Source organism: Streptomyces sp. B21-105, from assembly GCF_036898465.1.
In the GTDB taxonomy this organism is placed as follows: Bacteria; Actinomycetota; Actinomycetes; order Streptomycetales; family Streptomycetaceae; genus Streptomyces.
The window spans coordinates 3,867,262-3,890,700 of sequence record NZ_JARUMJ010000001.1 but is presented as its reverse complement, the minus strand read 5'-3'; the positions used below and the strand labels follow the sequence as shown (position 1 = coordinate 3,890,700).

The 23,439-nt window shown below is 72.8% G+C and carries 20 protein-coding genes; 16 read left to right on the top strand and 4 right to left on the bottom strand.

Annotated elements, in window-relative coordinates:
• Positions 1–38: 38 nt before the first annotated feature.
• The 4 genes from hutU to hutI all read left to right on the top strand — a co-directional run bounded on the left by hutU (position 39) and on the right by hutI (position 5,648).
• Positions 39–1,703, top strand: coding sequence for a urocanate hydratase (hutU, locus tag QA802_RS17360; RefSeq protein WP_334523367.1), 1,665 nt, complete (start codon positions 39–41; stop codon positions 1,701–1,703).
• Positions 1,700–2,923, top strand: a complete 1,224-nt coding sequence (locus QA802_RS17355; protein WP_334523364.1) for an allantoate amidohydrolase — start codon at positions 1,700–1,702, stop codon at positions 2,921–2,923. The genes hutU and QA802_RS17355 overlap by 4 nt, the downstream gene beginning before the upstream one ends.
• Positions 2,920–4,311: a formimidoylglutamate deiminase gene (locus tag QA802_RS17350; RefSeq protein WP_334523361.1), complete on the top strand. Its 1,392-nt coding sequence runs from the start codon at positions 2,920–2,922 to the stop codon at positions 4,309–4,311. The genes QA802_RS17355 and QA802_RS17350 overlap by 4 nt, the downstream gene beginning before the upstream one ends.
• A 110-nt stretch (positions 4,312–4,421) precedes the next feature.
• Positions 4,422–5,648, top strand: coding sequence for an imidazolonepropionase (gene hutI / locus QA802_RS17345; protein ID WP_334523359.1), 1,227 nt, complete (start codon positions 4,422–4,424; stop codon positions 5,646–5,648).
• Here hutI and QA802_RS17340 read toward each other — a convergent pair.
• Together QA802_RS17340 and QA802_RS17335 are read right to left on the bottom strand one after the other, a co-directional pair.
• On the bottom strand, positions 5,588–6,658 hold the full coding sequence (locus tag QA802_RS17340) for a DMT family transporter (protein ID WP_443042135.1): 1,071 nt from the start codon (positions 6,656–6,658) through the stop codon (positions 5,588–5,590). The two genes, hutI and QA802_RS17340, sit on opposite strands and share 61 nt — an antisense overlap.
• A gap of 254 nt (positions 6,659–6,912) precedes the next feature.
• Entirely contained in the window at positions 6,913–7,836 is a 924-nt protein-coding gene (locus QA802_RS17335; RefSeq protein ID WP_334523353.1) for an RNA polymerase sigma factor SigF, read from the bottom strand.
• Positions 7,837–8,085: 249 nt separating this feature from the next.
• Between QA802_RS17335 and QA802_RS17330 the strand changes: the two genes are divergently transcribed.
• The 6 genes from QA802_RS17330 (at position 8,086) to QA802_RS17305 (ending at position 13,687) form a co-directional block, all read left to right on the top strand.
• Positions 8,086–8,520: an STAS domain-containing protein gene (locus QA802_RS17330; protein WP_334523350.1), complete on the top strand. Its 435-nt coding sequence runs from the start codon at positions 8,086–8,088 to the stop codon at positions 8,518–8,520.
• 202 nt (positions 8,521–8,722) lie between these two features.
• Positions 8,723–9,289 carry an ATP-binding protein gene (locus QA802_RS17325; RefSeq protein ID WP_334523347.1) on the top strand — a complete coding sequence of 189 codons (567 nt, stop codon included), beginning with the start codon at positions 8,723–8,725 and terminating at the stop codon, positions 9,287–9,289.
• 258 nt (positions 9,290–9,547) lie between these two features.
• Entirely contained in the window at positions 9,548–10,255 is a 708-nt protein-coding gene (locus QA802_RS17320; protein WP_334523344.1) for an LPXTG cell wall anchor domain-containing protein, read from the top strand.
• Between the two features lie 60 nt (positions 10,256–10,315).
• Positions 10,316–11,182, top strand: coding sequence for a COG1470 family protein (locus QA802_RS17315; protein WP_334523341.1), 867 nt, complete (start codon positions 10,316–10,318; stop codon positions 11,180–11,182).
• A gap of 71 nt (positions 11,183–11,253) precedes the next feature.
• Positions 11,254–12,369 carry a hypothetical protein gene (locus tag QA802_RS17310; protein ID WP_443042283.1) on the top strand — a complete coding sequence of 372 codons (1,116 nt, stop codon included), beginning with the start codon at positions 11,254–11,256 and terminating at the stop codon, positions 12,367–12,369.
• Between the two features lie 64 nt (positions 12,370–12,433).
• The gene (locus QA802_RS17305; RefSeq protein WP_334534712.1) at positions 12,434–13,687 is read left to right on the top strand and encodes a hypothetical protein; all 1,254 of its coding nucleotides are present in this window, start codon (positions 12,434–12,436) and stop codon (positions 13,685–13,687) included.
• A gap of 120 nt (positions 13,688–13,807) precedes the next feature.
• Here QA802_RS17305 and QA802_RS17300 read toward each other — a convergent pair whose 3' ends face one another.
• Complete coding sequence (locus tag QA802_RS17300) at positions 13,808–15,304, bottom strand: oligopeptide:H+ symporter (protein WP_334523337.1); 1,497 nt, start codon at positions 15,302–15,304, stop codon at positions 13,808–13,810.
• 556 nt (positions 15,305–15,860) lie between these two features.
• On the opposite strand from QA802_RS17300, the gene QA802_RS17295 reads away from it, so the two are divergent.
• Entirely contained in the window at positions 15,861–16,538 is a 678-nt protein-coding gene (locus QA802_RS17295) for a response regulator transcription factor (protein ID WP_334523335.1), read from the top strand.
• A 160-nt stretch (positions 16,539–16,698) separates the two neighbouring features.
• Positions 16,699–17,973: a sensor histidine kinase gene (locus tag QA802_RS17290; RefSeq protein ID WP_334523334.1), complete on the top strand. Its 1,275-nt coding sequence runs from the start codon at positions 16,699–16,701 to the stop codon at positions 17,971–17,973.
• Positions 17,974–18,417: 444 nt separating this feature from the next.
• Here QA802_RS17290 and QA802_RS17285 read toward each other — a convergent pair whose 3' ends face one another.
• Positions 18,418–18,993: a GtrA family protein gene (locus QA802_RS17285; protein ID WP_334523332.1), complete on the bottom strand. Its 576-nt coding sequence runs from the start codon at positions 18,991–18,993 to the stop codon at positions 18,418–18,420.
• Positions 18,994–19,191: 198 nt separating this feature from the next.
• Between QA802_RS17285 and QA802_RS17280 the strand changes: the two genes are divergently transcribed.
• From QA802_RS17280 to QA802_RS17265, 4 genes are all read left to right on the top strand, one after another.
• Positions 19,192–20,364 carry a 5-(carboxyamino)imidazole ribonucleotide synthase gene (locus QA802_RS17280; protein WP_334523329.1) on the top strand — a complete coding sequence of 391 codons (1,173 nt, stop codon included), beginning with the start codon at positions 19,192–19,194 and terminating at the stop codon, positions 20,362–20,364.
• A gap of 20 nt (positions 20,365–20,384) precedes the next feature.
• Positions 20,385–20,882: a 5-(carboxyamino)imidazole ribonucleotide mutase gene (gene purE / locus QA802_RS17275; RefSeq protein WP_334534711.1), complete on the top strand. Its 498-nt coding sequence runs from the start codon at positions 20,385–20,387 to the stop codon at positions 20,880–20,882.
• Between the two features lie 8 nt (positions 20,883–20,890).
• Positions 20,891–22,078: a dipeptidase gene (locus QA802_RS17270; RefSeq protein WP_334523326.1), complete on the top strand. Its 1,188-nt coding sequence runs from the start codon at positions 20,891–20,893 to the stop codon at positions 22,076–22,078.
• A 127-nt stretch (positions 22,079–22,205) separates the two neighbouring features.
• Positions 22,206–23,438 carry a dipeptidase gene (locus QA802_RS17265; RefSeq protein WP_334534709.1) on the top strand — a complete coding sequence of 411 codons (1,233 nt, stop codon included), beginning with the start codon at positions 22,206–22,208 and terminating at the stop codon, positions 23,436–23,438.
• Position 23,439: the final 1 nt, after the last annotated feature.

The following is a 23,439-nucleotide window of genomic DNA, read 5'->3' as shown; positions in this document are numbered from 1 at the left end:
AAGCCCGCCGGGATCACCCGTCCGCAAGGAGGCAGACCATGTCAGGACCCCGCCCCGTACGAGCGCCGCGCGGTACGGAACTGAGCGCCCTGGGATGGCAGCAGGAAGCCGCCCTGCGGATGCTGCAGAACAACCTCGACCCCGAGGTCGCCGAACACCCCGACAAGCTCGTCGTCTACGGCGGCACGGGCAAGGCGGCCCGCGACTGGCGCTCCTTCGACGCGATGGTCCGCACCCTGCGGACCCTCAAGCAGGACGAGACGATGCTCGTCCAGTCCGGCCGGCCGGTCGGCGTGATGCAGACCCACGAATGGGCGCCGCGCGTCCTCATCGCCAACTCCAACCTCGTCGGCGACTGGGCCAACTGGGAGGAGTTCCGCCGCCTGGAACAGCTGGGCCTGACCATGTACGGCCAGATGACCGCCGGTTCCTGGATCTACATCGGCACCCAGGGCATCCTCCAGGGCACCTACGAGACCTTCGCCGCCGTCGCCGCGAAGAAGTTCGGCGGCACCCTCGCCGGCACGATCACCCTCACCGCCGGCCTCGGCGGCATGGGCGGCGCCCAGCCGCTCGCCGTGACGATGAACGACGGCGTCGCGATCTGCGTCGACTGCGACCCGCGCGCCATCGACCGCCGCATCGAGCACCGCTACCTGGACGTCAGGGCCGACAACCTGGACCACGCGCTCCAGCTGGCCGTCGAGGCCCGCGACCGGCGCAAGCCGCTCTCCATCGGCGTCCTCGGCAACGCCGCCGACCTCGTGCCGCAGCTGCTCGCGATGGGCGCGCCCATCGACATCGTCACCGACCAGACCTCCGCCCACGACCCGCTGGCCTACCTGCCCACCGGGATCGACTTCGAGGACATGGCCGACGCCGCCGCGAAGGACCCGGCCGGCTTCACCACCCGGGCCCGCGAGTCCATGGCACGGCACGTGGAGGCGATGGTCGGCTTCCTGGACGCCGGCGCCGAGGTCTTCGACTACGGAAACTCCATCCGCGGCGAGGCCCGACTCGCCGGATACGACCGGGCGTTCGCCTTCCCCGGCTTCGTCCCCGCCTATATCCGCCCGCTGTTCTGCGAGGGCAAGGGACCCTTCCGCTGGGCCGCCCTGTCCGGCGAGGCCTCCGACATCGCCAAGACCGACAAGGCGATCCTCGACCTCTTCCCCGAGAACGAGTCCCTGGCCCGCTGGATCAAGCTGGCCGGTGAGCGCGTCCACTTCCAGGGCCTGCCCGCCCGGATCTGCTGGCTCGGCTACGGCGAACGCGACAAGGCCGGCGAGCGCTTCAACGACATGGTGGCGTCCGGCGAACTGGCCGCCCCTGTCGTCATCGGTCGCGACCACCTCGACTCCGGTTCCGTCGCCTCCCCGTACCGCGAGACCGAGGCCATGCTCGACGGCTCCGACGCGATCGCCGACTGGCCGCTGCTGAACGCCATGGTCAACGTGGCCTCGGGCGCCTCCTGGGTCTCCCTCCACCACGGCGGCGGCGTCGGCATGGGCCGCTCCATCCACGCCGGCCAGGTGACCGTCGCCGACGGCACCGCACTCGCCGGCGAGAAGATCCGCCGGGTCCTCACCAACGACCCCGGCATGGGCGTCATCCGGCACGTCGACGCCGGGTACGACATCGCGGAGTCGGTCGCGGTCGAGCGGGGCGTGCGGGTGCCCCTGCGTGAAGGTGACGACGCGTGACCTTCCACAGCATGTGGGCGGAGCTGCTGCCGATCGGCCGCAGCTCCGCCTCCGGCGGCTACCGCCGCTACGCCTGGACCGCCGCCGACGCGGACTGCCGGGCCTGGTTCCGGGAACAGGCCGAGGCGCGCGGGCTGACCTACGAGGTCGACCGCAACGGCAACCAGTGGGCCTGGCTCGGCGACCCGGCGGCCGGGGACGCCGTGGTGACCGGATCGCACCTCGACTCGGTGCCCGACGGCGGCGCCTTCGACGGCCCGCTCGGCGTGGTGTCCTCCTTCGCCGCCCTCGACGAACTGCGCGCCCGCCGGGCCGAGTTCGCCAAGCCGCTGGCCCTGGTCAACTTCGGCGACGAGGAGGGCGCCCGCTTCGGGCTCGCTTGCGTCGGCTCCCGGCTCACCGCCGGACAGCTCACCGTGGCGCAGGCCCACCGGCTCACCGACGGCGAGGGCGTCACCCTCCCGCAGGCCATGGAGGCCGCCGGGTACGACCCGGACGCCATCGGCCCGGACCCGGAGCGGCTCTCCCGCATCGGCGCGTTCGTGGAACTGCACGTCGAGCAGGGCCGGGCACTCGACCTGAGCGGCGACCGGGTGGGCGTCGCCAGCGCCATCTGGCCGCACGGGCGCTGGCGGTTCGACTTCCGGGGCGAGGCCAACCACGCCGGAACCACCCGCCTCGAGGACCGGCGCGACCCGATGCTGCCGTACGCGGAGACCGTCCTCGCCGCCCGCCGCGAGGCCCGGCTCGCGGGCGCCGTCGCCACCTTCGGCAAGATCTCCGTCGAGCCGAACGGCGTCAACGCCATCCCCTCCCTGGTGCGCGGCTGGCTCGACTCCCGCGCCGCCGACCAGGCCGCCCTCGACAGGGTCGTCGACGGCGTGGAGCTGGCCGCCCGCGACCACGCCGCCGCCCACGGCATCGACCTGGACGTCGTCCGCGAGTCGTTCACGCCCGTCGTCGAGTTCGACCACGCGCTGCGCGACGAACTGGCCCGCATCCTCGGCAAGGACAGCGACGCCCGGCTCACCGTCCCCGTCCTCGGCACCGGCGCCGGACACGACGCCGGAATCCTCTCCGACCGCATCCCGACCGCCATGCTGTTCGTGCGCAACCCCACGGGCGTCTCGCACTCCCCGGCCGAGTTCGCCGCCGAGGACGACTGCGTGGCCGGGGTGCACGCTCTCGCCGACGTACTGGAAGGACTGGCCTGCCGGTGACCCCCACGCAGCGGACACGGACGTACTGGCTGGAACACGCCTGGCTCGACACGAACGTCGAGCCGGGCGTCGTCCTCACGGTGTCGACGGGCGGCGGCTCCGGCGCGGGGACGGACGGCCGCAGCACCGCGGGCCGCATCACCGCCGTCCGCACCGGCGTCGACGCCCCGCCGCCCGACGCCGAGATCCTGCGCGGCCTCACCCTGCCCGGCCTCGCGAACACCCACAGCCACGCCTTCCACCGCGCCCTGCGCGGCACCGTCCAGGTCGGCTCCGGAACCTTCTGGACCTGGCGCGAGGTCATGTACGCGGTCGCCGACCGGCTCACCCCGGACACCTACCACCAGCTGGCCCGCGCCGTGTACGCCGAGATGGCGCTGGCCGGCATCACCGCCGTCGGCGAGTTCCACTACCTGCACCACGCCCCCGGCGGTGTTCGCTACACCGACCCCAACGCCATGGGCGAGGCGCTGATCGAGGCCGCCGCCGAAGCCGGAGTGCGCATCACCCTCCTCGACACCGCCTACCTGTCCTCCGGCTTCGGACAGCCCCCCAACGCCCACCAGCTCCGCTTCTGCGACGGCGACGCGGACGCCTGGGCCGAACGCTCTTCACTTCTCAAGGAACGGGATCACGCACGGATCGGGGCGGCGATCCACTCCGTACGGGCCGTGCCCGCCGACCAGCTGGCGACCGTCGCCCGCTGGGCCGACGAGCGCCGGGCGCCGCTGCATGTTCACCTGTCCGAGCAGACCGCCGAGAACGACGCCTGCCGGGCCGCCCACGGGTGCACGCCCACCCGGCTCCTCGCCGAGCACGGCGTCCTCGGCCCGCGCACCACCGGCGTCCACAACACCCACCTCACCGACGACGACATCGCCCTGCTCGGCCGCTCCGGCACCGGCACCTGCATGTGCCCCACGACGGAACGGGACCTCGCCGACGGCATCGGCCCGGCCGTCGCCCTTCAGGCCGCCGGCTCGCCGCTCTCCCTCGGCTCGGACAGCCACGCCGTCATCGACCTGCTCGAGGAGGCGCGCGCCATGGAGCTGAACGAACGGCTGCGCACCCGCACCCGCGGCCACTGGACGGCGGCCGCCCTGCTGCGCGCGGCCTCCGCCGACGGCCACGCCGCCCTCGGCAACCCGGACGCGGGCGTTTTGGAGGCCGGCGCGCCCGCCGACTTCACGACGATCGCCCTCGACTCGGTCAGGACAGCGGGCCCGCTGCCCCGGCTCGGCGCCGAGACGGCCGTATTCGCGGCGACCGCGGCGGACGTACGGCACACGGTCGTCGCCGGCCGGCACGTCGTACGCGACGGGGCGCACATTCTCGTACCCGACGTGCCGCAGGCCCTCGCGCGGGCCGTCGCGGCCCTGCACGCCTGACACCACCACCGGCGGCGGCCGTCGACCCCGCCATCGACCCCGCCATCGGCTCCGCCCCCGCCCGCGCCTCAATCCCCGCTTCCATCCCCGTCAGCCACGAGGACACGACGATGAGCAGCAGCACCGGCAGGACCGGCACCACCACCGCCATCACCGACATCGCCACGCTGGTCACCAACGATCCCTCCCTCGGACGGGGGTCCCCCCGCTCGAGCGAACTCGAGAGTGGCTCTCCCCTGGGCCTGATCCGGGACGCGGCCGTCGTCATCGACGGCGACCGCGTCGTGTGGACCGGTGAATCAAGCAAAGCACCCGCCACTGACAACCGGGTCCGGGCCGACGGCCGTGCGGTGCTCCCGGGCTTCGTCGACTCCCACTCCCACCTGGTCTTCGCGGGCGACCGCACCGAGGAGTTCAACGCCCGGATGTCGGGGCGGGCGTACAGCGCGGGCGGCATCCGCACGACGGTCGCCGCCACCCGGGCCGCCACCGACGCGGAACTGGAGGCCAACCTCACCCGTTTCCTCACCGAGGCGCTGCGCCAGGGCACCACCACCTTCGAGACCAAGTCCGGCTACGGCCTGACGGTCGCCGACGAGGCACGTGCCCTGCGTCTCGCCGCCGCCCACACCGACGAGGTCACCTACCTCGGCGCCCACATCGTCTCCCCCGACTACGCCGACGACCCGGCCGCCTACGTCGCCCTGGTCACCGGCGAGATGCTCGACGCCTGCGCCCCGCACGCCCGCTGGATCGACGCGTTCTGTGAGAAGGGCGCCTTCGACGGCGACCAGGCCCGCGCGATCCTCACCGCGGGCAGGGCGAAGGGACTGCACCCCCGCATCCACGCCAACCAGCTCTCCCACGGCCCCGGCGTGCAGCTGGCGGTCGAGCTGGACGCGGCCAGCGCCGACCACTGCACCCACCTCACCGACGCCGACGTCGACGCGCTCGCGAACGGCGACACGGTCGCCACGCTGCTGCCCGGCGCCGAGTTCTCCACTCGGGCCGAGTGGCCGGACGCCCGTCGGCTGCTGGACGCGGGCGTCACCGTCGCCCTGTCCACGGACTGCAACCCGGGCTCGTCCTTCACCTCGTCCATGCCGTTCTGCGTCGCGCTCGCCGTGCGGGACATGGGGATGACGCCGGACGAGGCGGTGTGGTCCGCCACCGCCGGCGGGGCCGCGGCCCTGCGTCGCACGGACGTCGGCCGCATCACCCCCGGCGCGTACGCCGACCTGATCCTCCTGGACGCGCCGAGCCACATCCACCTGGCCTACCGGCCGGGCGTGCCGCTGGTCTCGGGGGTGTGGCGGCGAGGCGTACGGGTCGTCTGAGGCTCCCGGCCGGCGGGGGAGTCGGCGGCCGCCCGCTCCCGGTCCGCCGCCGACCGTCCCCACGCCGTGCCGACGAGCACCAGCACCGCGCCCACGAACCCCGGCCATCCCGGCCGGTCCCCGGCGAGCGCGATGCCCACGGCCGCCGCCCACACCGGCTCGGTCCCCAGCAGCAGGCTGACCCGGGACGGCGACGTACGGCGGACGGCCCACATCTGCACGAAGAACGCGAAGAGGGTGCAGAAGACGGAGAGGTAGACCAGGCCGGCCCAGTCCCCGGCGTCGAAGTCCGCGGCGGCGGCCCACGGCGAGGCACCCGCCCCGGGCACGGCCACCAGCACGGCGAACACGGCGACGGCGCCGCCCAGTTGCACGGTCGTGAGGGACAACGCGTCCGAGCCACGCACCGACTCCATCCGTGCCATGGCCAGCACGTGCACGGTACGGGCCACGGCCGCCCCCAGCATCAGCAGATCCCCTCCCGACGGAGCGGAGAACCCGGCCCCCTGCGTCAGCAGGGCCACGCCCGCCACCGACAGGCCCGCGGCCGCCAGGAACGCGCCCGGCAGCCGTACCCCGCGCACCCGGCTCTCCGCGAGGGGAGTGAAGACCATGGTCAGGCTGATGATCAGCCCGGCATTCGTGGCGGACGTGTGCACCACGCCGTACGTCTCCAGCAGGAAGATCCCGGCGAGGACCAGCCCCAGCAGTCCGGCCCCCCGCAGTTGCGTGCCGCTCAGTCCGCGCAGTCGCCTCCACCCCACGGCCACCAGCACCGGCAGCACCACGGCGAACCGCAGCACGAGCACCGCGAGCACGGTGTGCGCCGTGGTGACGCCCTTGGCGGCGAGGTAGCTCGACCCCCACACGACGGCGACCAGCAGCACGGGGACGTCGGCGAGCCGGCCGAGCCGGGAGGCGGCGGAGGCAGGTGAGACAGGGGGGACAGGGGGGACAGGAGGAACAGGGGGAACAGGGGGAACAGCGGAGACGGGCACGGGGCTCCTCATGAGCAGATCACGCGGCCGGTCCAGCGGCGCTGCTGGTCACAGGGGCCGGGTCAGCGTAGCCGTCGCGAGGAATCCGGCCAGAGGATTTCACCAAGAGGACAGGAGCAGCGCGGACACGCCGACGTCCGCGCCCGGGTGATCGTCCAACAGTCAACAGTCGATCGCCTGGACGCGGACGGCACCGGTGTCCGCCGGACACCGGTGAAATCGGCGTAGCTCCGCGCTTCTCGCTCTTCGGTCCGCGGCCCGTGGGCCTACTCCTCGACCGTCAGGCCCTTCCGCAGCCGTACCAGCGTGCGCGACAGCAGCCGCGACACGTGCATCTGTGAGATGCCGAGTTCCTCGCCGATCTCCGACTGGGTCAGACCCGCGACGAAGCGGAGGGAGAGGATCTGGCGGTCACGGGAGGGAAGTTCGGCGATCATCGGCTTCAACGACTCGACGTACTCGATGCCTTCGATGCCGTGGTCCTCGTAGCCGATGCGGTCGGCGAGGGCGCCTTCCGAGTTGTCCTCCTCGGGCTGAGCGTCCAGCGACGAGGCGGTGTACGCGTTCGACGCGGCCATGCCCTCGACGACCTCGTCGCGGGAGAGGCCGAGGCGTTCGGCCAGCTCCGCGACGGTCGGCGCCCGGTCGAACTCCTGGGCCAGCTCGTCGCCCGCCTTGGCGAGGTCGAGCCGCAGCTCCTGGAGCCGGCGCGGGACGCGCACGGACCACGACGTGTCACGGAAGAACCGTTTGATCTCGCCGATGATGGTTGGCATCGCGAAGGTCGGGAACTCGACGCCGCGCGACAGTTCGAAGCGGTCGATCGCCTTGATCAGGCCGATGGTGCCGACCTGGATGATGTCCTCCATCGGCTCGCTGCGGGAGCGGAACCGGGAGGCGGCGAACTTGACCAGCGCGAGGTTCAGTTCGACGAGGGTGTTGCGGACGTACGAGTACGCGTGCGTGCCCTCTTCGAGGGACTCGAGGCGCGCGAACAGGGTCTTGGACAGGGCCCGCGCGTCGACGGGTGCGATCTCGTCGTACGGGGGGATGTCCGGGAGTCCGGCGAGGAGGTCGGTGGGGTCGACGTCCTGCACCGCGTGCTGTGCGATGGGTTCCAGACTTTTCAGTTCCGGAGGGGGTGTCGACGTCGCTCCGCGGGTAGGCGGTGCGTCGAGCCGGGGTGACATGAGTCCTCCATCGTTCTCGGCGTATGGCTGCCGATGCCAGTGAGCGCACTTCGGTGTGCGGCGCCTCCAAAGCCGGCCGTGTCGGTTACGTGTTCCCCCTAGCCCTACCCGCTTTACTTGACCGATCGCAAGTGCATTTTGTAGGGTTATGTCCGTTTGTGTGTGATTGTTCGGGTGTTGGGTCAGAGGGCGAGGGCGTAGGGTGCGAGAGCGTCAGCAACCAGTTCACGACCCCGGGAGAGAGACGGCATGGACCGCGGGACGGTCGGCAGCGCACAGTCTGGCCGGCTTCTGGTCGAGGTGCGCCAAGAAGGCTCGAGTGCCGTGGTGACCCCGGCGGGTGAGTTGGATCACCACACGGCCGATCTGTTGCGTGAGCCACTCGACGACTGCCTTTCCAGAGGCCTCAGCCGGCTGGTCGTGGACTGTGAGCGCCTGGAGTTCTGCGACTCCACCGGGCTCAACGTGCTCCTCGGCGCCCGACTGAAGGCGGAGGCGGCCGGTGGCGGAGTCCATCTGGCCGGCATGCAGCCCGTGGTGGCGCGGGTCTTCGAGATCACCGGCGCGGACGCGGTGTTCACCGTGCACGACACGGTGGCGGCGGCCCTCGCGGACGACGACGGCGAGCGCGACGGACGTGACCGCGACGAGCGTGACCGCGACGGGCGTGGCGGGGACGGCTGAGCTTCGCCGTCCGTGCGAAACGGGTGGAAACGGGGCGGGGGCGGGGGGTGTTCCACCGGTTCCCCAGGGCAGGAGACATCCTGAACCCGAACAAGTCGGCGGTGGCGTCGACACACATGCCGTTCGGCTACGTACAGACTGTAGTGATCGACTGTTGAACTGTGAACCGGTTGAATCGGGGAATCGGTGAGGTGAAGCGCTGATGAGCACCACCCGGCCTTACTCGCCGGGCGACCGCGGCCCGGAGTCCAGCGGCGCTTCCGGGGCGTCCGGCGCTTCCGGGGCGTCCGAAGGGGGCCCGCAGGAGGCCGGTGCGTCCGGAGGGGGCACGGCAGCCGTGGCCTCCGCGTCGTCCGACGGCCCCCAGGTACGCAGACTGAGCTTCGAGGACGCCAGCGGCGTCGTCCCGCTCGCCCGCGACTTCGCCCGGCAGGCGCTGTACGCCTGGGGCTGGCTGCCCGCCGCCACCGCCGACCAGCGGGCCGCCGCCGAGGACGTGCTGCTCGTCGTCTCCGAACTGGTCACCAACGCGTGCCTGCACGCCGAGGGGCCGGACGGTCTCGTCCTCGGCTGCGACAAGAAGGTGATCCGCGTCGAGGTCTCCGACCGCGGCACGGGCCAGCCGGCCCCGCGCACCCCGCACCGCGCGGGCCGCCCGGGCGGCCACGGCATGTTCATCGTGCAGCGCCTCTGCCTGGACTGGGGCGTCGTCCGAGCCCCCGGCCTGGCCGGCAAGACGGTCTGGGCGGAACTGGGCGCCCCGGCCTGACGCCCCCTGTGGTTCCGGCCGTTCACACCGTCACCGCCGCCTTGGCCGTCACCGCCGCCTTGGCCGTCACCGTCACCGCGGCGACAGTCGTGCCGCTGGGCTCCCGCACTCCTTTGGGCCCGCTGAACCCGGGCGTCGGATCGGCGCAACTCCGGCGCGCGCCTTCTCTTCCCTCCTCATCGCCCCGGGCGTACCTTGACGGCTCAATCTGATGCCTCGTCAGTAAGGGCGGGGCGGTGGGAGTGAGGGGACGGGACCGTGTCGAACCGGAAGCGAACCGCCGCGCTCGCGACTGCCGCGGCCCTGGCCGGCGTGGCGGTGGTCTGGACGGCCGCCCCCGCGGCCGTGGCCGAGGTCGTGAACGTCAACTACGCCTGCAAGACCCCGATCGGCGACAAGAGCGCCGTCTCGCCCATCGACGTCAAGGCCGTCAAGAGCGGCGGCGGTTATCGGATCACCATGTCCTGGCAGAAGGGCGTGTCCTCCAGCCCCGTCGAGCTCGGCGCCGGTTCCATGAAGCCGAGCGCCACCGTCAAGCTGGGCGGCGCCGACAGCGGCACCCTGAACGTCACCGGGCCCGCCAACCAGGCCGCGATCCCCGAGAACACCCCCATCAAGATCAACGACCTCAGCGGCACCTACACGCCGAAGAAGTCCGGCAAGGTCACCTTCACAGCGGGCGTGCTCACCATCAAGGCGCTCGGCACGACCACCACGTGCACGCCCTCCAACACCCCGGGCCCGTCCCTCACCCTCGACGTGACGGCGGCGGGCGGCGGATCCGGTGGCGGCAGCTCCAGCGGCGGCAGCACGGGCTCGGGCGGCTCCGGCGGCGATCTCCCGCAGACCGGCCCTGAGGACTCCGCGATCGCCCTCGGCACCCTCGGCGGCACCGTACTGCTCGCGGGCGCGGCCGGCGTCCTGTGGCTGACCCGGCGCAACCAGCCGACGCACGCCCGCCACTGACCGCCCCGCACCGCCCCGCACCCCCGTACCGCCCCCCGCGCACGAGTGCTGGAGCCGCCGATGCCGTACCCCGCAGCCCGCGCCCCGCTGCTGTCCCTGCCGCGGTCCTTGCGGCTGGTCCTGCTGCTGTCCCTGCCGCTGCTGCTCGCCGCCGTGCCCGCGGACTCCGGCGGGGGCTGGTCGGCGGCGCCCTCGGGAGGCGGACGGCCGTCCTTCTACTTCGAGGGCGTGCCGGGCGCGGTGCTCCAGGACACGGTGGCCGTCAGCAACCGGGGCGCCGAGCCGCTCACCGTACGGCTGCGGGCCGCCGGCGCCGGTCTGCGCGTCGCGTTCGCCGGGCCGGACGCCCTCGCCGTCCCCGCCCGCACCCGCGCCGAGGTCCCCTTCGCCGTGACGGTCCCGGCGGACGCCCTGCCCGGCGACCGCGCCGGCGAGATCGTCGTGGGGGACTTTGCCGGCCGGGAGGCCGCCGTCCCGCTGCTGGTCCGGGTCGGCGGTCCGAGGCTGGCCGCACTGACCGTCGAGCGGGTGGCCGTGCACGGCGACCGCATCACGTACGAGCTGGTCAACCGCGGCACCACGGTCCTCGTCCCGCGGCTCGCCGTGCACGCGGACGGCGTCCTCGGAGCCGTCCTCGACCGGCCCCCGCGCACCCTGCCCGTCCGGTTGCCGCCGGGCCGCCGCCTCGCCCTCGACGAGCCCTGGCCGGACCGCCCGGCCCTGGACGCCGTCACCGTGCGCCTGACGGTCACCGCCCCGGGCGCGGCGCAGGCCACCGGGCGCGCGTCGGCCCGCTTCGTGCCGTGGGCCGCGGCGGCGGGCGCGGCGGCCGGCGCGCTGTCCGCTGCGGCGGCCGCCGTGGCCGTACGACGACGTCGGCGCCGCCCGGCCGCCGCGGAAGCCGAGTCGAGAGGAGCGCCGGCGTGAGAGGCAAGCCGCGGAGCACGCTGACGGCGACGAGCCCGACCGTGCTCCCGTCCCAGCTGCTGCTCCTGTTGCTGACCCTGACCCTGCTCCTGCCGTTTCTGTCGCCGTCGGCGGCCGCCGCGGTCCCGCGGGCCGCCGCCGGCAAGCCGGCCCTCACGCTGTCCACCGCCCAGGCGGGCGCCGGGGGTTCGGTCACCGTCAACGGCAGCGGCTGGCGGCCGCGCACGCTGGTGATGCTGCTGATCTGCGGGCAGGCGACGCCGGCCCGGGGGGTCGTCGGCGGGACCAACTCCTGCGCCAACGCCGACGGTCGCGCCGTCACCGCCGACGCCGACGGCCGCTTCAGCCGGCCGCTGCCGGTGGCCGAACCGCCGGCGCCCTGTCCGTGCGTGGTGCACGCGGCCACCGCGACCGGCGCGAAGGCGCAGGCCGACGCGGTGTTCCAGGTGGCCGGGCACCCCGTCCGGCCGCTGCCCGCGGCGACGACCGGCGGACGGCTGTCGGTGCTCACCGACACCCGGCTCGAGGGTTCCGGCGGTCTGCTCACCTGGTTCGGCGCGCCACCCTCCCGCACGCTCGTCTTCACCGTCGGCAACGTGGGCACCGGCCCCGTCGAGAACCCCGTCTTCCGCGTCGGCACCGCGCACGGGGTGTTCGCCCCGCAGTGGGACGAGCGCCAGTGGTCCGGCACGATCCCCCCCGGCGGGAAGGCCCGCGTCGAACTGCCCGTGGAGCTCGCGGCCGGCGCCCACGGCGACTACGCCGTCTCCCTCGAATACGGCGGGAGGGTCCTCGCCGAGCAGCCGTGGGGCGTCGGCCGCCCCTGGGGCGTGACCCTCTTCTGGATCCTGCTCTGCCTGGTGGTGCCGGCGGCGCTGTTCCGCGTCGGGATGGCCGTGGTGGACCGGGTGCGCCCCCGTCCGGCGGACCGGCAGCCGGCTCACGACCCCCGCCCGAGGCGCCCGAGGCGCCTGCGGCGAGGCCGGGCCCCGGAGCCCGCGCCTCCCGTCCTGTCGAACGCGTCCCTGCCGTGGTTCTCCCCGGACAGCGCTCCGGGCGCGGCCTCCCGCCTCAAAAGCCCCGCAGGCCCCGCAACCTCCGCAGGCTCCATAGCCCCACAAGCCTCACAAGCCCCACAAGCCCCACAAGCCACACGACTCCCCACAGGAAGGGATCCACGTGAGTGAGAGAGCCATGTCCTCCGAGCGGTCGCCCGCCCGGAAGCGAGCGGCCGCGGCGGGCGCCGCCGTCATGCTCACCGGGGCGGCTGTCCTGCTGGGTGCGACCGCCGCACCGGCACAGGCCGCGGAGGTCGCCTACGCCACCAAGTGCGTACCGCCCTCGGGCATCGGCCTGCCCGACGTCAACGGCACCACCAAGGTCGAGATCAGCGCGCCGGCCACCGCGAAGGTCGGTGACACCGTCGACGTCGTCTGGAAGTTCACCCAGGCCGCGTCGAAGAACCCGGACATCATCGACCTGCCCGCGAACTCGGTACAGCCGTCCGGCACCCTCAAGGCGGCCGGCGCGCAGAGCGCGGACATCGCGGTGCAGGGGCCGCGCGAGAACCCGGCGATCCCCAAGGGCGGTGCGATGACGCTGTCCGACATGAAGGGCACACTGAAGCTGACGGCGGCCGGACGGGTGACGCTGACGCCGGACGCCTACGTCGTCAACGCGCTGTCGACGGACACCAAGTGCGCGCCGACGGAGGCCGTGCAGCCCGCGGCGACCATCACCGTGACGGCGGGATCGGGGAGTTCGGGATCGGGTTCGTCCTCGCCCAGCGCATCCCCCGACCCCTCGAAGAGCCAGTCACCGTCGCCGAGCGCGTCCCCCACGCCCAGCGGCTCCCCGTCGGCCTCCGGGACCGGCGACAGCGGCGCGACCGACTTCACCGGCAAGGCCGTCGACATCCCGTACACCTGCCAGTCGCCGATCGGCGTGAAGAAGGCGACCTCGCCCATCCAGATCAACGCCAAGAAGAACGGCGGGAGTTACGACCTCACCGTGCAGTTCAAGAAGTCGGTCATGGACAGCCCGATCGACATCCCGGCCGGCAAGGTGAAGCCGATCCTGCAGGTCGTGCTGGGCGGCGCGGACAAGGGTTCGGTGAGGGTGGAGGGCCCGCTGAACGCGGCGCCGATCCCGCAGAACAGCCCGATCCAGATCCCGGACCTCAAGGGCGTCTACAAACCCGGCGCGACCGGTGAGTCCACGCTCTCCCCGGGTGTCCTCACCGTCGAGGCCATGGGCACGACCACCACCTGTACGCCGGACAGCACGGCCGTCTCCCTCACGCTGAACACCGCGGAACAGGCGAGCGGCGCGTCCGGCGGAGGTGGCTCGTCGTCCGCGGGCGGGTCGACGTCGACGAGCGGCGGTCTCGCGGAGACGGGCTCCGGCGACCACGGCGCGCTGAAGGCCCTGGGACTCGTGGCGGGCACGGCGATCCTGCTGGGCGGCGCGGTGTTCACGTTCATGCCCAGGAGGAGGGCGGACTGAGCCGCGCGAGGACGAGGACGACGACGGAGGGCCGCCGCACCCACCCGGGTACGGCGGCCCTCCGGCAATCCGGGAGCGGACGTCAGCGCACGTCCGCCTCCGTCAGCACGGCAGTGGACGTCAGTGCACGTCCCCCATGAGCTCCTTGACCTTCTTGCGGAACATCCACACCGCCGCGCCGGCGATGACGGCGAGCAGGGCCTCCAGGGCCACGATGCCCGTTCCGTTGAGGTCGACGCCGGCGATGGACAGCAGGCCGGTCGTGGCGTCGCCCGCGGTGACGGCCAGGAACCAGACGCCCATCATCTGCGAGGCGTACTTCGCGGGCGCCATCTTCGTGGTGACGGACAGGCCGACCGGGGAGAGCGTCAGCTCGCCGACGGTCTGCACGAAGTAGATCGCCGCCAGCCACAGCGCGGCCGCCTTGTGACCGCCCTCGGCGATCGCCAGCGGGGCCAGGAACAGGAAGAACGACGCACCGACCAGCACGAGGCCCATCGCGAACTTCGTCGCGGTGCTCGGCTCCTTGCCGCGCCGGGCCAGCGCCAGCCAGGCCCACGCGAAGAGCGGCGCCAGCGCCATGATCAGGACCGGGTTGACCGACTGGTACCAGGAGACCGGGAAGGCCCAGCCGAAGACGCTGTTCTTCGCCGAGGACTCCGCGAACAGGGACAGCGTCGAACCGCCCTGGTCGTAGATCATCCAGAACACGGCCGCGGCGACGAAGAACCAGACGTACGCCGTCAGCTTGGACTGCTCGGCGCTGTCCAGCTCCTTGTCCCGCTTCATCCGGGCGATGACGAGGACCGGGATGACCAGGCCGGCCACCGTGATCGGCACCAGCAGCCAGTTCAGCGTGTAGACGCCGGAGACGCCCACGACGGCGTAGAAGACGATCGCAACGGCCGCCCAGAACGCGGCCTTGCGCAGCGTGGCCGCCTTCTCCTGCGCCGACAGCGGCGTGGGGACGAAGTCCGAGCGGGCGCTCAGGCGCCGGCCGCCGAGCAGGAACTGGGTGAGGCCCAGGCCCATGCCGAGCGCGGCGAGCGCGAAGCCCAGGTGCCAGTTGACGTTCTCACCGATGGTGCCGATGATCAGCGGCGCGGCGAACGCTCCCAGGTTGATGCCGATGTAGAACAGCGTGAAGCCGCCGTCCCGGCGCGGGTCGTCGGGCCCGTCGTAGAGGTGGCCGACCATCGTGGAGATGTTGGCCTTGAGCAGGCCCGAGCCGATGGCGACCAGGCCGAGACCCGCGTAGAAGGTGCCGGCGTTCGGCAGCGCGAGCGTCAGATGGCCGAGCATGATGATCGCGCCGGCGACCGCGACGGTCCTGCGGGGGCCGAGCACGCGGTCCGCGAACCAGCCGCCGGGCAGGGCGAGCAGGTACACGAGCGACAGGTAGACCGAGTAGACCGCGGTCGCCGTCGCGGCACTGAGATGCAGGCCGCCGGGGGCGACCAGGTACAGCGGGAGCAGGGCCCGCATGCCGTAGTAGGAGAAACGCTCCCACATCTCGGTCATGAAGAGTGTGGCCAGTCCGCGAGGGTGGCCGAAGAAGGTTTTCCCGGAGCCGGCCGTGCCCGGGCGGACCGAGTCCTTCGTCAGGCTGGACGCCATGTCGTTCCTTGCTGCTCGGGACGCGCCGCAAGAGCGTTGCGCGCCCGGTGGGGGGCTGGCCGGCACCGGCGGACCGCGTCGCCCACCCCTACGCCCGGGGGAGTCCGCTCCGGGTCGCGAAGCGGTGGGCGGCGACCACCGGGATCGACGCCCCCTCGTCGGAGGCCCGGCCACAGGTCGCTTTTCGGGGCCGGCGGACCGGCCCGCACACAGAAGAGGCACAAAGAAGAGACCCTCAGCGTCGAGCCGACCGCCAAAGGTCCTTGTGCACTACAACTACAGGCGTTCTTTCACCATACGACAGCACAACGCCGCATATAGAAGGACTTGCGACACGAATCACAGGTGATCAAGGAACCGTGGCCAATACTTCGAAGGTCCCCACTGTGATGCCATCCCTCGACCGAAGGTCCGTACCAACACCCGCGGTCGTCCCGCGGTCGTCCGCCGGTCGTCCCACGGTCGTCCACGGTCCTGCGGTCCGGAATGTCCGAGGTAAGAAAGCGCGTGGGCGATCACACCTGGACCGCCGCCCGCCGCGGACTACCATCAGCTCATGACCCGAGTACTGCTCGCCGAGGACGACGCGTCCATCTCGGAGCCGCTGGCCCGCGCCCTGCGCAGGGAGGGCTACGAGGTCGAGGTGCGCGAGGACGGCCCCACCGCGCTGGACGCCGGAATGCAGGGCGGCGTCGACCTGGTCGTGCTGGACCTCGGTCTGCCCGGCATGGACGGCCTGGAGGTGGCCCGGCGGCTGCGCTCCGAGGGCCACGCCATCCCGATCCTGATCCTGACCGCGCGCGCCGACGAGGTGGACACCGTCGTCGGCCTGGACGCGGGCGCGGACGACTACGTCACCAAGCCCTTCCGGCTGGCCGAACTCCTCGCCCGGGTCCGGGCCCTGCTGCGGCGCGGCGCGTCCGAACCGCAGCAGCCGCCCGCCACGCACGGCGTGCGCATCGACGTCGAGTCGCACCGCGCGTGGATGGGCGAGGACGAACTCCAGCTCACCGCCAAGGAGTTCGACCTGCTGCGGGTCCTGGTGCGCGACGCGGGCCGGGTCGTCACCCGCGACCAGCTGATGCGCGAGGTGTGGGACACGACCTGGTGGTCGTCGACCAAGACCCTCGACATGCACATCTCCTGGCTGCGCAAGAAGCTCGGCGACGACGCGGCCAACCCCCGCTACATCGCCACCGTGCGGGGTGTGGGCTTCCGCTTCGAGAAGAGCTGACTGCTCCGCCGGGGTCGCCGGGGCGACGCGCGTCACCATCGACTCGGCTTGTGCGGGATGCGCGTCCTCGGGCCGACGGGGGGCCGGTCGCGCAGTTCCCCGCGCCCCTCGAGGGCGCTGTGCAAACCGCTCTCGTCACGTCACCGCCCCGGAGGGCACCGTGCGCCGCCGTCTGATCCAGTCCACCCTTGCCGTGGTGCTCGTCGTCATCGCCGTGTTCGGGGTGTCCCTCGTCATCGTCGAGACCCGCACGATCAGCAACAGCGCCCAGGAGCGTGTCGACTCCGAGGCGCTGCGGCTGGCCAGCATCGTGGACAGTCGGCTGGTCGGCTCGGAGAACGTCTCCCCGGACATACTGCGCGACCAGGTCACGCAGGACCGTTACGCCGAGGTCCGTATCCCCGGCCGGCCGGTCATCCAGGTCGGGACCAAGCCCACCGGCGACGTCATCAAGGCGCAGGCCAGCGGCGAGGAGGGCGAGACCGTCCTGGTCCAGGAACCGCGCTCCACGGTGACCCGGGAGGTCGGCCGCACCCTGCTGATCATCGCCCTCGTGGCGCTGCTCGCGGTGGTCGCCGCGGTCCTGCTGGCCATCCGCCAGGCCAACCGTCTCGCCTCGCCCCTGACCGACCTCGCCGAGACCGCCGAACGCCTCGGCTCGGGCGACCCGCGCCCTCGCCACAAGCGGTACGCCGTCCCCGAGCTGGACCGGGTCGCCGACGTCCTCGACTCCTCCGCGGAGCGCATCGCCCGCATGCTCACCGCCGAACGACGGCTCGCGGCGGACGCCTCCCACCAGCTGCGCACCCCCCTGACGGCGCTCTCCATGCGCCTGGAGGAGATCACCCTCACCGACGACCTCGACACGGTGAAGGAGGAAGCCACGATCGCGCTGACCCAGGTGGAGCGTCTGACGGACGTCGTGGAACGCCTGCTGACCAACGCCCGGGACCCGCGCACCGGCTCCGCCGTGACCTTCGACCTCGACGAGGTCATCCAGCAGCAGCTCGCCGAGTGGCGGCCCGCGTACCGGGGCGTCGGCCGGGCCATCGTCAGCTCCGGCAAACGGCATCTGCGCGCGGTGGGCACGCCCGGCGCGGTCGCCCAGGTCCTGGCCGCCCTGATCGAGAACTCCCTCATGCACGGCGGCGGCACGGTGGCGCTGCGCACCCGGGTCACCGGCAACCAGGCCGTCGTCGAGGTGACCGACGAGGGGCCGGGGGTCCCGGCCGACCTGGGGGCCCGCATCTTCGAGCGGGCGATCAGCGGCCGCAACTCCACCGGCATCGGCCTGGCCGTGGCCCGCGACCTGGCGGAGGCCGACGGCGGCCGCCTGGAGATGCTGCAGGCACAGCCCCCGGTCTTCGGCCTCTTCCTGTCCCGCACCGCCCCGCAGACGCGCAAGGCGAACGACGAGGAACCGACCGTCAGGTAACCGCCGACTTCCCGGACGGCCCCGGCCCGCCGACTTCCCGGTCGGCCCCGGCCCGCCGTGTCGCGGTCGGCCCCGGCCCGCCGTGTCGCGGTCGGCCCCGGCCCGCCGTGTCGCGGTCGGCCCCGGCCCGCCGTGTCCCGGACGGCCCCGGGCCTGTCGTCTCCCGGTCGGCCACGGGCCTGCCGTCTCCCGGAAGGCCACCGACCGGCCGGCTTGCGGGGCGATCACGGGGCCCGTCGACGACCGAGCGGCTCCGGGTCCGCCGTGTCGCGGGCGGGCACTTGCCTGTCGTCTCCCGGAAGGCCACCGACCGGCCGGCTTCCCGGGCGATCACGGGCCCGCCGATTCCCGGTCGGCGCCGGGCCCGTCGACGACCGGACGCCCCGGCCCCGCCGACCTCCCGGACGGCCGCGACCCCCACGGATGGCTCAATGGCGCAGCAGCTCAGCCGACCCGCTGCGAAGCCTTCGGGGTGGGCCTCCTGCCCTGCTCGGCCACCGCGCGGAACGACTCCGTGCCGGGCGTGGGCGCCGTCACAGCCTCTGCCGCGGCGTCCGGCCCCGCGTCCGGCCCGGCCTCCGTCGCAGCCTCTGTCACGGGCAGCGCGCGGAAGACCCAGGTCCGGTAGGACCAGAACCGGAACAGCGTCGCGACCCCGATGCCGACGAACTTGAACACGTTGTTCTGCAGCGGGCTGTCCCAGCCGAAACCGTAGGTCGCCACGAACAGCAGCCCGTTCTCGATCACCGCGCCCACTGCGCTGAACAGCAGGAACAGCGTCAGTTCCCGGGTCCGCCCGCCCTTGTCGCGGTCACGGTAGGTGAAGTAACGGAACCCGACGTAGTTGAAGAGGATGGACACGAACGTCGCGAGCAGACTCGCCCGCACCACCTGCAGATCGGTGAGATGGCGGACGAGGTTGAACACGCCGAGGTTGACCAACAGCCCCGCACCGCCCACGGCTCCGAACTTGGCCAGCTCGTGGACGAGCCTCTTCAGCCCCGAGGAACCATGCGCCATGGTCGTACAGGCCCCCGTCCGGGTTCGGTTTCGTCAACCCAGCCATGCTAACCACCACTCCTGCCGGTTTCCTGTGGTGCCGCTCACCGGACCGCGCCCGACGGGGCAGATGCGGCGATACGGCGGGTATGAGCAGGGAAAGGGCCCGGTAAGAGGCGCGGGATCCGGCCGCGGTGGCGTGGCCGATACCCTGGGGGCGTGACGTTCCCGGTAGTCGGCATGGTCGGCGGGGGCCAGCTCGCTCGTATGACACACGAGGCGGGCATCCCGCTCGGCATAAGGTTCAAGCTCCTCAGTGACACCCCTCAGGATTCCGCGGCGCAGGTCGTGAGCGATGTCGTCATCGGCGACTATCGCGATCTCGACACGCTCCGCGAATTCGCACGCGGGTGCGATGTGATCACCTTCGATCACGAACACGTTCCCACCGAGCATCTTCGGGCGCTGGAGGCGGACGGCATTCCCGTCCGCCCGGGCCCCGACGCGCTGGTGCACGCCCAGGACAAGGGGGTGATGCGCGCCAGACTCGACGCGATCGGCGTCCCGTGCCCACGGCACCGGATTGTGACGGACCCGGCCGACGTGGCCGCCTTCGCCGCCGAAGGCCTGGCCGAGGGCGCCGAGGGCGACGGCTTCCCGGTGGTCCTGAAGACCGTCCGCGGCGGCTACGACGGCAAGGGCGTGTGGGTCGTCGACTCCGCCGAGGAGGCCGCGGACCCCTTCCGGGCCGGCGTCCCCGTGCTGGCCGAGGAGAAGGTCGACTACGTGCGCGAACTCGCCGCCGACGTCGTGCGCTCCCCGCACGGTCAGGCGGTCGCGTACCCGGTCGTCGAGTCCCGGCAGGTCGGCGGCGTCTGCGACACCGTGATCGCCCCAGCCCCCGGCCTGGACGAGGCCCTCGCGCTGCGGGCCGAGGAGATGGCGCTGCGGATCGCCAAGGAACTGGACGTCGTCGGCCACCTCGCGGTCGAGATGTTCGAGGTCCGCGACGCCGACGGCTCCCACCGCGTCCTCGTCAACGAACTGGCGATGCGCCCGCACAACTCGGGTCACTGGTCGATGGACGGCGCGATCACCTCGCAGTTCGCCAACCACGTCCGCGCGGTCCTGGACCTCCCCCTCGGCGACCCGCGCCCGCGCGCCAAGTGGACGGTCATGGTCAACGTCCTCGGCGGCGACTACCCGGACATGTACTCCGCCTACCTGCACTGCATGGCCCGCGACCCCCAGCTGAAGATCCACATGTACGGCAAGGACGTGAAGCCCGGCCGCAAGGTCGGCCACGTCAACACCTACGGCGACGACCTGGACGACGTCCTCGAACGCGCACGTCACGCAGCCGGTTACCTGAGAGGCACGATCACCGAATGAGCCCTGTCGTAGGCATCGTCATGGGGTCGGACAGCGACTGGCCCGTCATGGAGGCCGCAGCCCAGGCCCTCGACGAGTTCGAGATCGAGTACGAGGTCGACGTCGTCTCCGCGCACCGCATGCCGCGCGAGATGATCGCGTACGGCGAGCAGGCGGACGGACGCGGCCTCAAGGCGATCATCGCGGGCGCCGGCGGCGCGGCCCACCTGCCCGGCATGCTCGCCTCCGTCACCCCGCTGCCGGTGATCGGCGTGCCCGTGCCCCTGAAGTACCTGGACGGCATGGACAGCCTGCTGTCCATCGTGCAGATGCCGGCCGGCGTCCCCGTCGCGACCGTCTCCGTCGGCGGCGCGCGCAACGCCGGCCTGCTGGCCGCCCGCATCCTCGCCGCCCACGACGAGGAGCTGCTCGCCAGGATGCGCGAGTTCCAGCAGGAGCTGGGCGACCAGGCGACTGAGAAGGGCAAGCGCCTGCGCGCCAAGGTCGAGGGCTCGAACGGCTTCGGCTTCGGGAAGTGACGGGCGACGTGAGCGAGCCGACCTCACTGGCCGCCGCCCGCGAGCTCCTGCGCGAGTTCCCGGTCGCCGACGGCCACAACGACCTGCCCTGGGCGCTGCGCGAACAGGTCCGCTACGACCTCGACGCCCGCGACATCGCCGCCGACCAGCACGCCCACCTGCACACCGACATCCCCCGGCTGCGCGCGGGCGGGGTCGGCGCGCAGTACTGGTCGGTGTACGTGCGCTCGGACCTGCCCGACGCGGTCCCGGCGACGCTGGAACAGATCGACTGCGTACGGCGGCTCGTCGCCCGCCACCCGGGCGACCTGCGCGCGGCGCTGACGGCCGCCGACATGGAGGCGGCGCGCGCGGAGGGCCGGATCGCCTCGCTGATGGGCGCGGAGGGCGGCCACTCCATCGCCAACTCGCTGGGCACGCTGCGCGGGCTGTACGCGCTCGGCGTGCGCTACCTGACGCTCACCCACAACGACAACGTGGACTGGGCGGACTCCGCGACCGACGAACCGGCGGTCGGCGGCCTGTCCGCCTTCGGCCGCGAGGTCGTGCGCGAGATGAACCGCGAGGGCATGCTCATCGACCTCTCGCACGTGGCGGCGACGACCATGCGCGACGCGCTCGACGCGACGAGCGCACCGGTGATCTTCTCCCACTCCTCCGCCCGCGCGGTCTGCGACCACCCGCGCAACGTCCCGGACGACGTCCTGGAGCGGCTGCCCGCCAACGGCGGCATGGCGATGGTGACGTTCGTGCCGAAGTTCGTCCTCCAGGCGGCGGTCGACTGGACGGCCGCGGCCGACGACAACATGCGCGCCCACGGCTTCCACCACCTCGCCACCACCCCCGAGGCGATGAAGGTGCACCGGGCCTTCGAGGAGAGCCACCCCCGCCCGATCGCCACCGTCGCCACGGTCGCCGACCACCTCGACCACATGCGCGAGGCGGCCGGCGTCGACCATCTCGGCATCGGCGGCGACTACGACGGCACGGCCTTCACCCCCGAAGGACTGAACGACGTCTCCGGCTATCCCCGCCTGATCGCGGAGCTCCTCGACCGCGGCTGGTCGACCGCCGACCTCGCCAAGCTGACCTGGCAGAACGCGGTCCGCGTGCTGGGTGCGGCGGAGGACGTGGCCCGGGACCTGCGGGCCACGCGCGCGCCGTCCCACGCCACGATCGGGTCGCTGGACGGGTGACCCCGTCCGAGGCGGGCGGGGAGCGGCCGTCCCCGCCCGCGTACCCCCGAACGCCCTGTCCACCAGGAAGTACACCGCCCCCCGTGCGACGGTGACCGTACTGCTGATCGACGTACGGAGACCCGTCATGGCCGACCTCCAGGACGAACTGCGGCCTTTTCCCGAGGCCGGCGAGCTGGACGACGAGGCGCAGACGGCCCCCTCCCCGGCCGGCCCCCGCACACGGAGGGAGACCGGCCGCGAGGAGACCGACGCCGCCGCGCCGGAGGCCGTCCCGGAGCCGGAACACGAGCCGGAAAACGAGCCGGAAAACGGGCGGGGGCCGGAGGCGGAGCCGGCGGGCAGCCCGTTGGAACGCGCCCGGACCCTCCTCGCCGTCCACCCCGTCGCCGACGGCTACAGCGGACTGCCGTGGGCCCTGCGCCACCTGTCCTGGTACGACCTCCAGCTCGGCGAGAGCGCCGTCGACACGGACGTGCCCCGGCTGCGGGAGGGGCACGTCGGCGCGCTGCTGTGGTCACTGCACCCGCCCGAGGGCCGCACCGCCGAACGGGCTGTCGGCGCGGTCCTGGAGCAGCTGGACCACGCCCGCTCGGTGATCGCCGCCCACCCCGAGGGGCTGCGGCTGGCGCTCAGCGCCGGGCAGGTCATCGACGCACACCACTGCGGCCGGGTGGCCGTCGTGCTCGGCCCGGCCACGGCCGCCGCGCTGGACGGCTCACTCGGCATCCTGCGGTCGCTGCACACCCTCGGGCTGCGCGTCCTGAACCTCGTCGACGCCTCCTGGGCGGGCGAGGCGGGGCTGACCCGGTTCGGCGAGGAGGTCGTGCGAGAGATGAACCGGATCGGGGTGCTGGCCGACCTCTCCGGAGCCTTCGACGCCACGATCCGCCGGGTGCTGGCGCTCTCCAAGACGCCGGTGCTCTGCACCCGCTCCGCCGCCCGCGCGCTGCGCCCGCACCCCGGCAACCTGCCCGACGAACTGCTCGCCGAGCTGGGCGCGGCCAAGGGACTGTGCCTGGTGCCGCTGACCGCCGAACAGACCGGCCCGAGCGTCCGGGACGTGGCCGACCACCTCGACCACGTCCGCGCGGTCGCCGGCCGGGACTGCGTCGGCCTGTCCGGCACCTACGACTCCGGTGCCGCCCACCCGCAGGGCCTCGCCGACGCCTCCGGCTACCCGCACCTGATCGCCGAGCTGCTGGACCGCGGCTGGCCGGAGACCGACATCGCCCTGCTGACCTGGGGCAACATGCAGCGCGTCCTGCGCACGGCCGACTTCGCGGCCCGGGCCGCCCGGGACCGCCGGGAGCCGCCGACGGCGGGAATCGCACAGCTGGACGGCCGCCGCGACGCCTGAC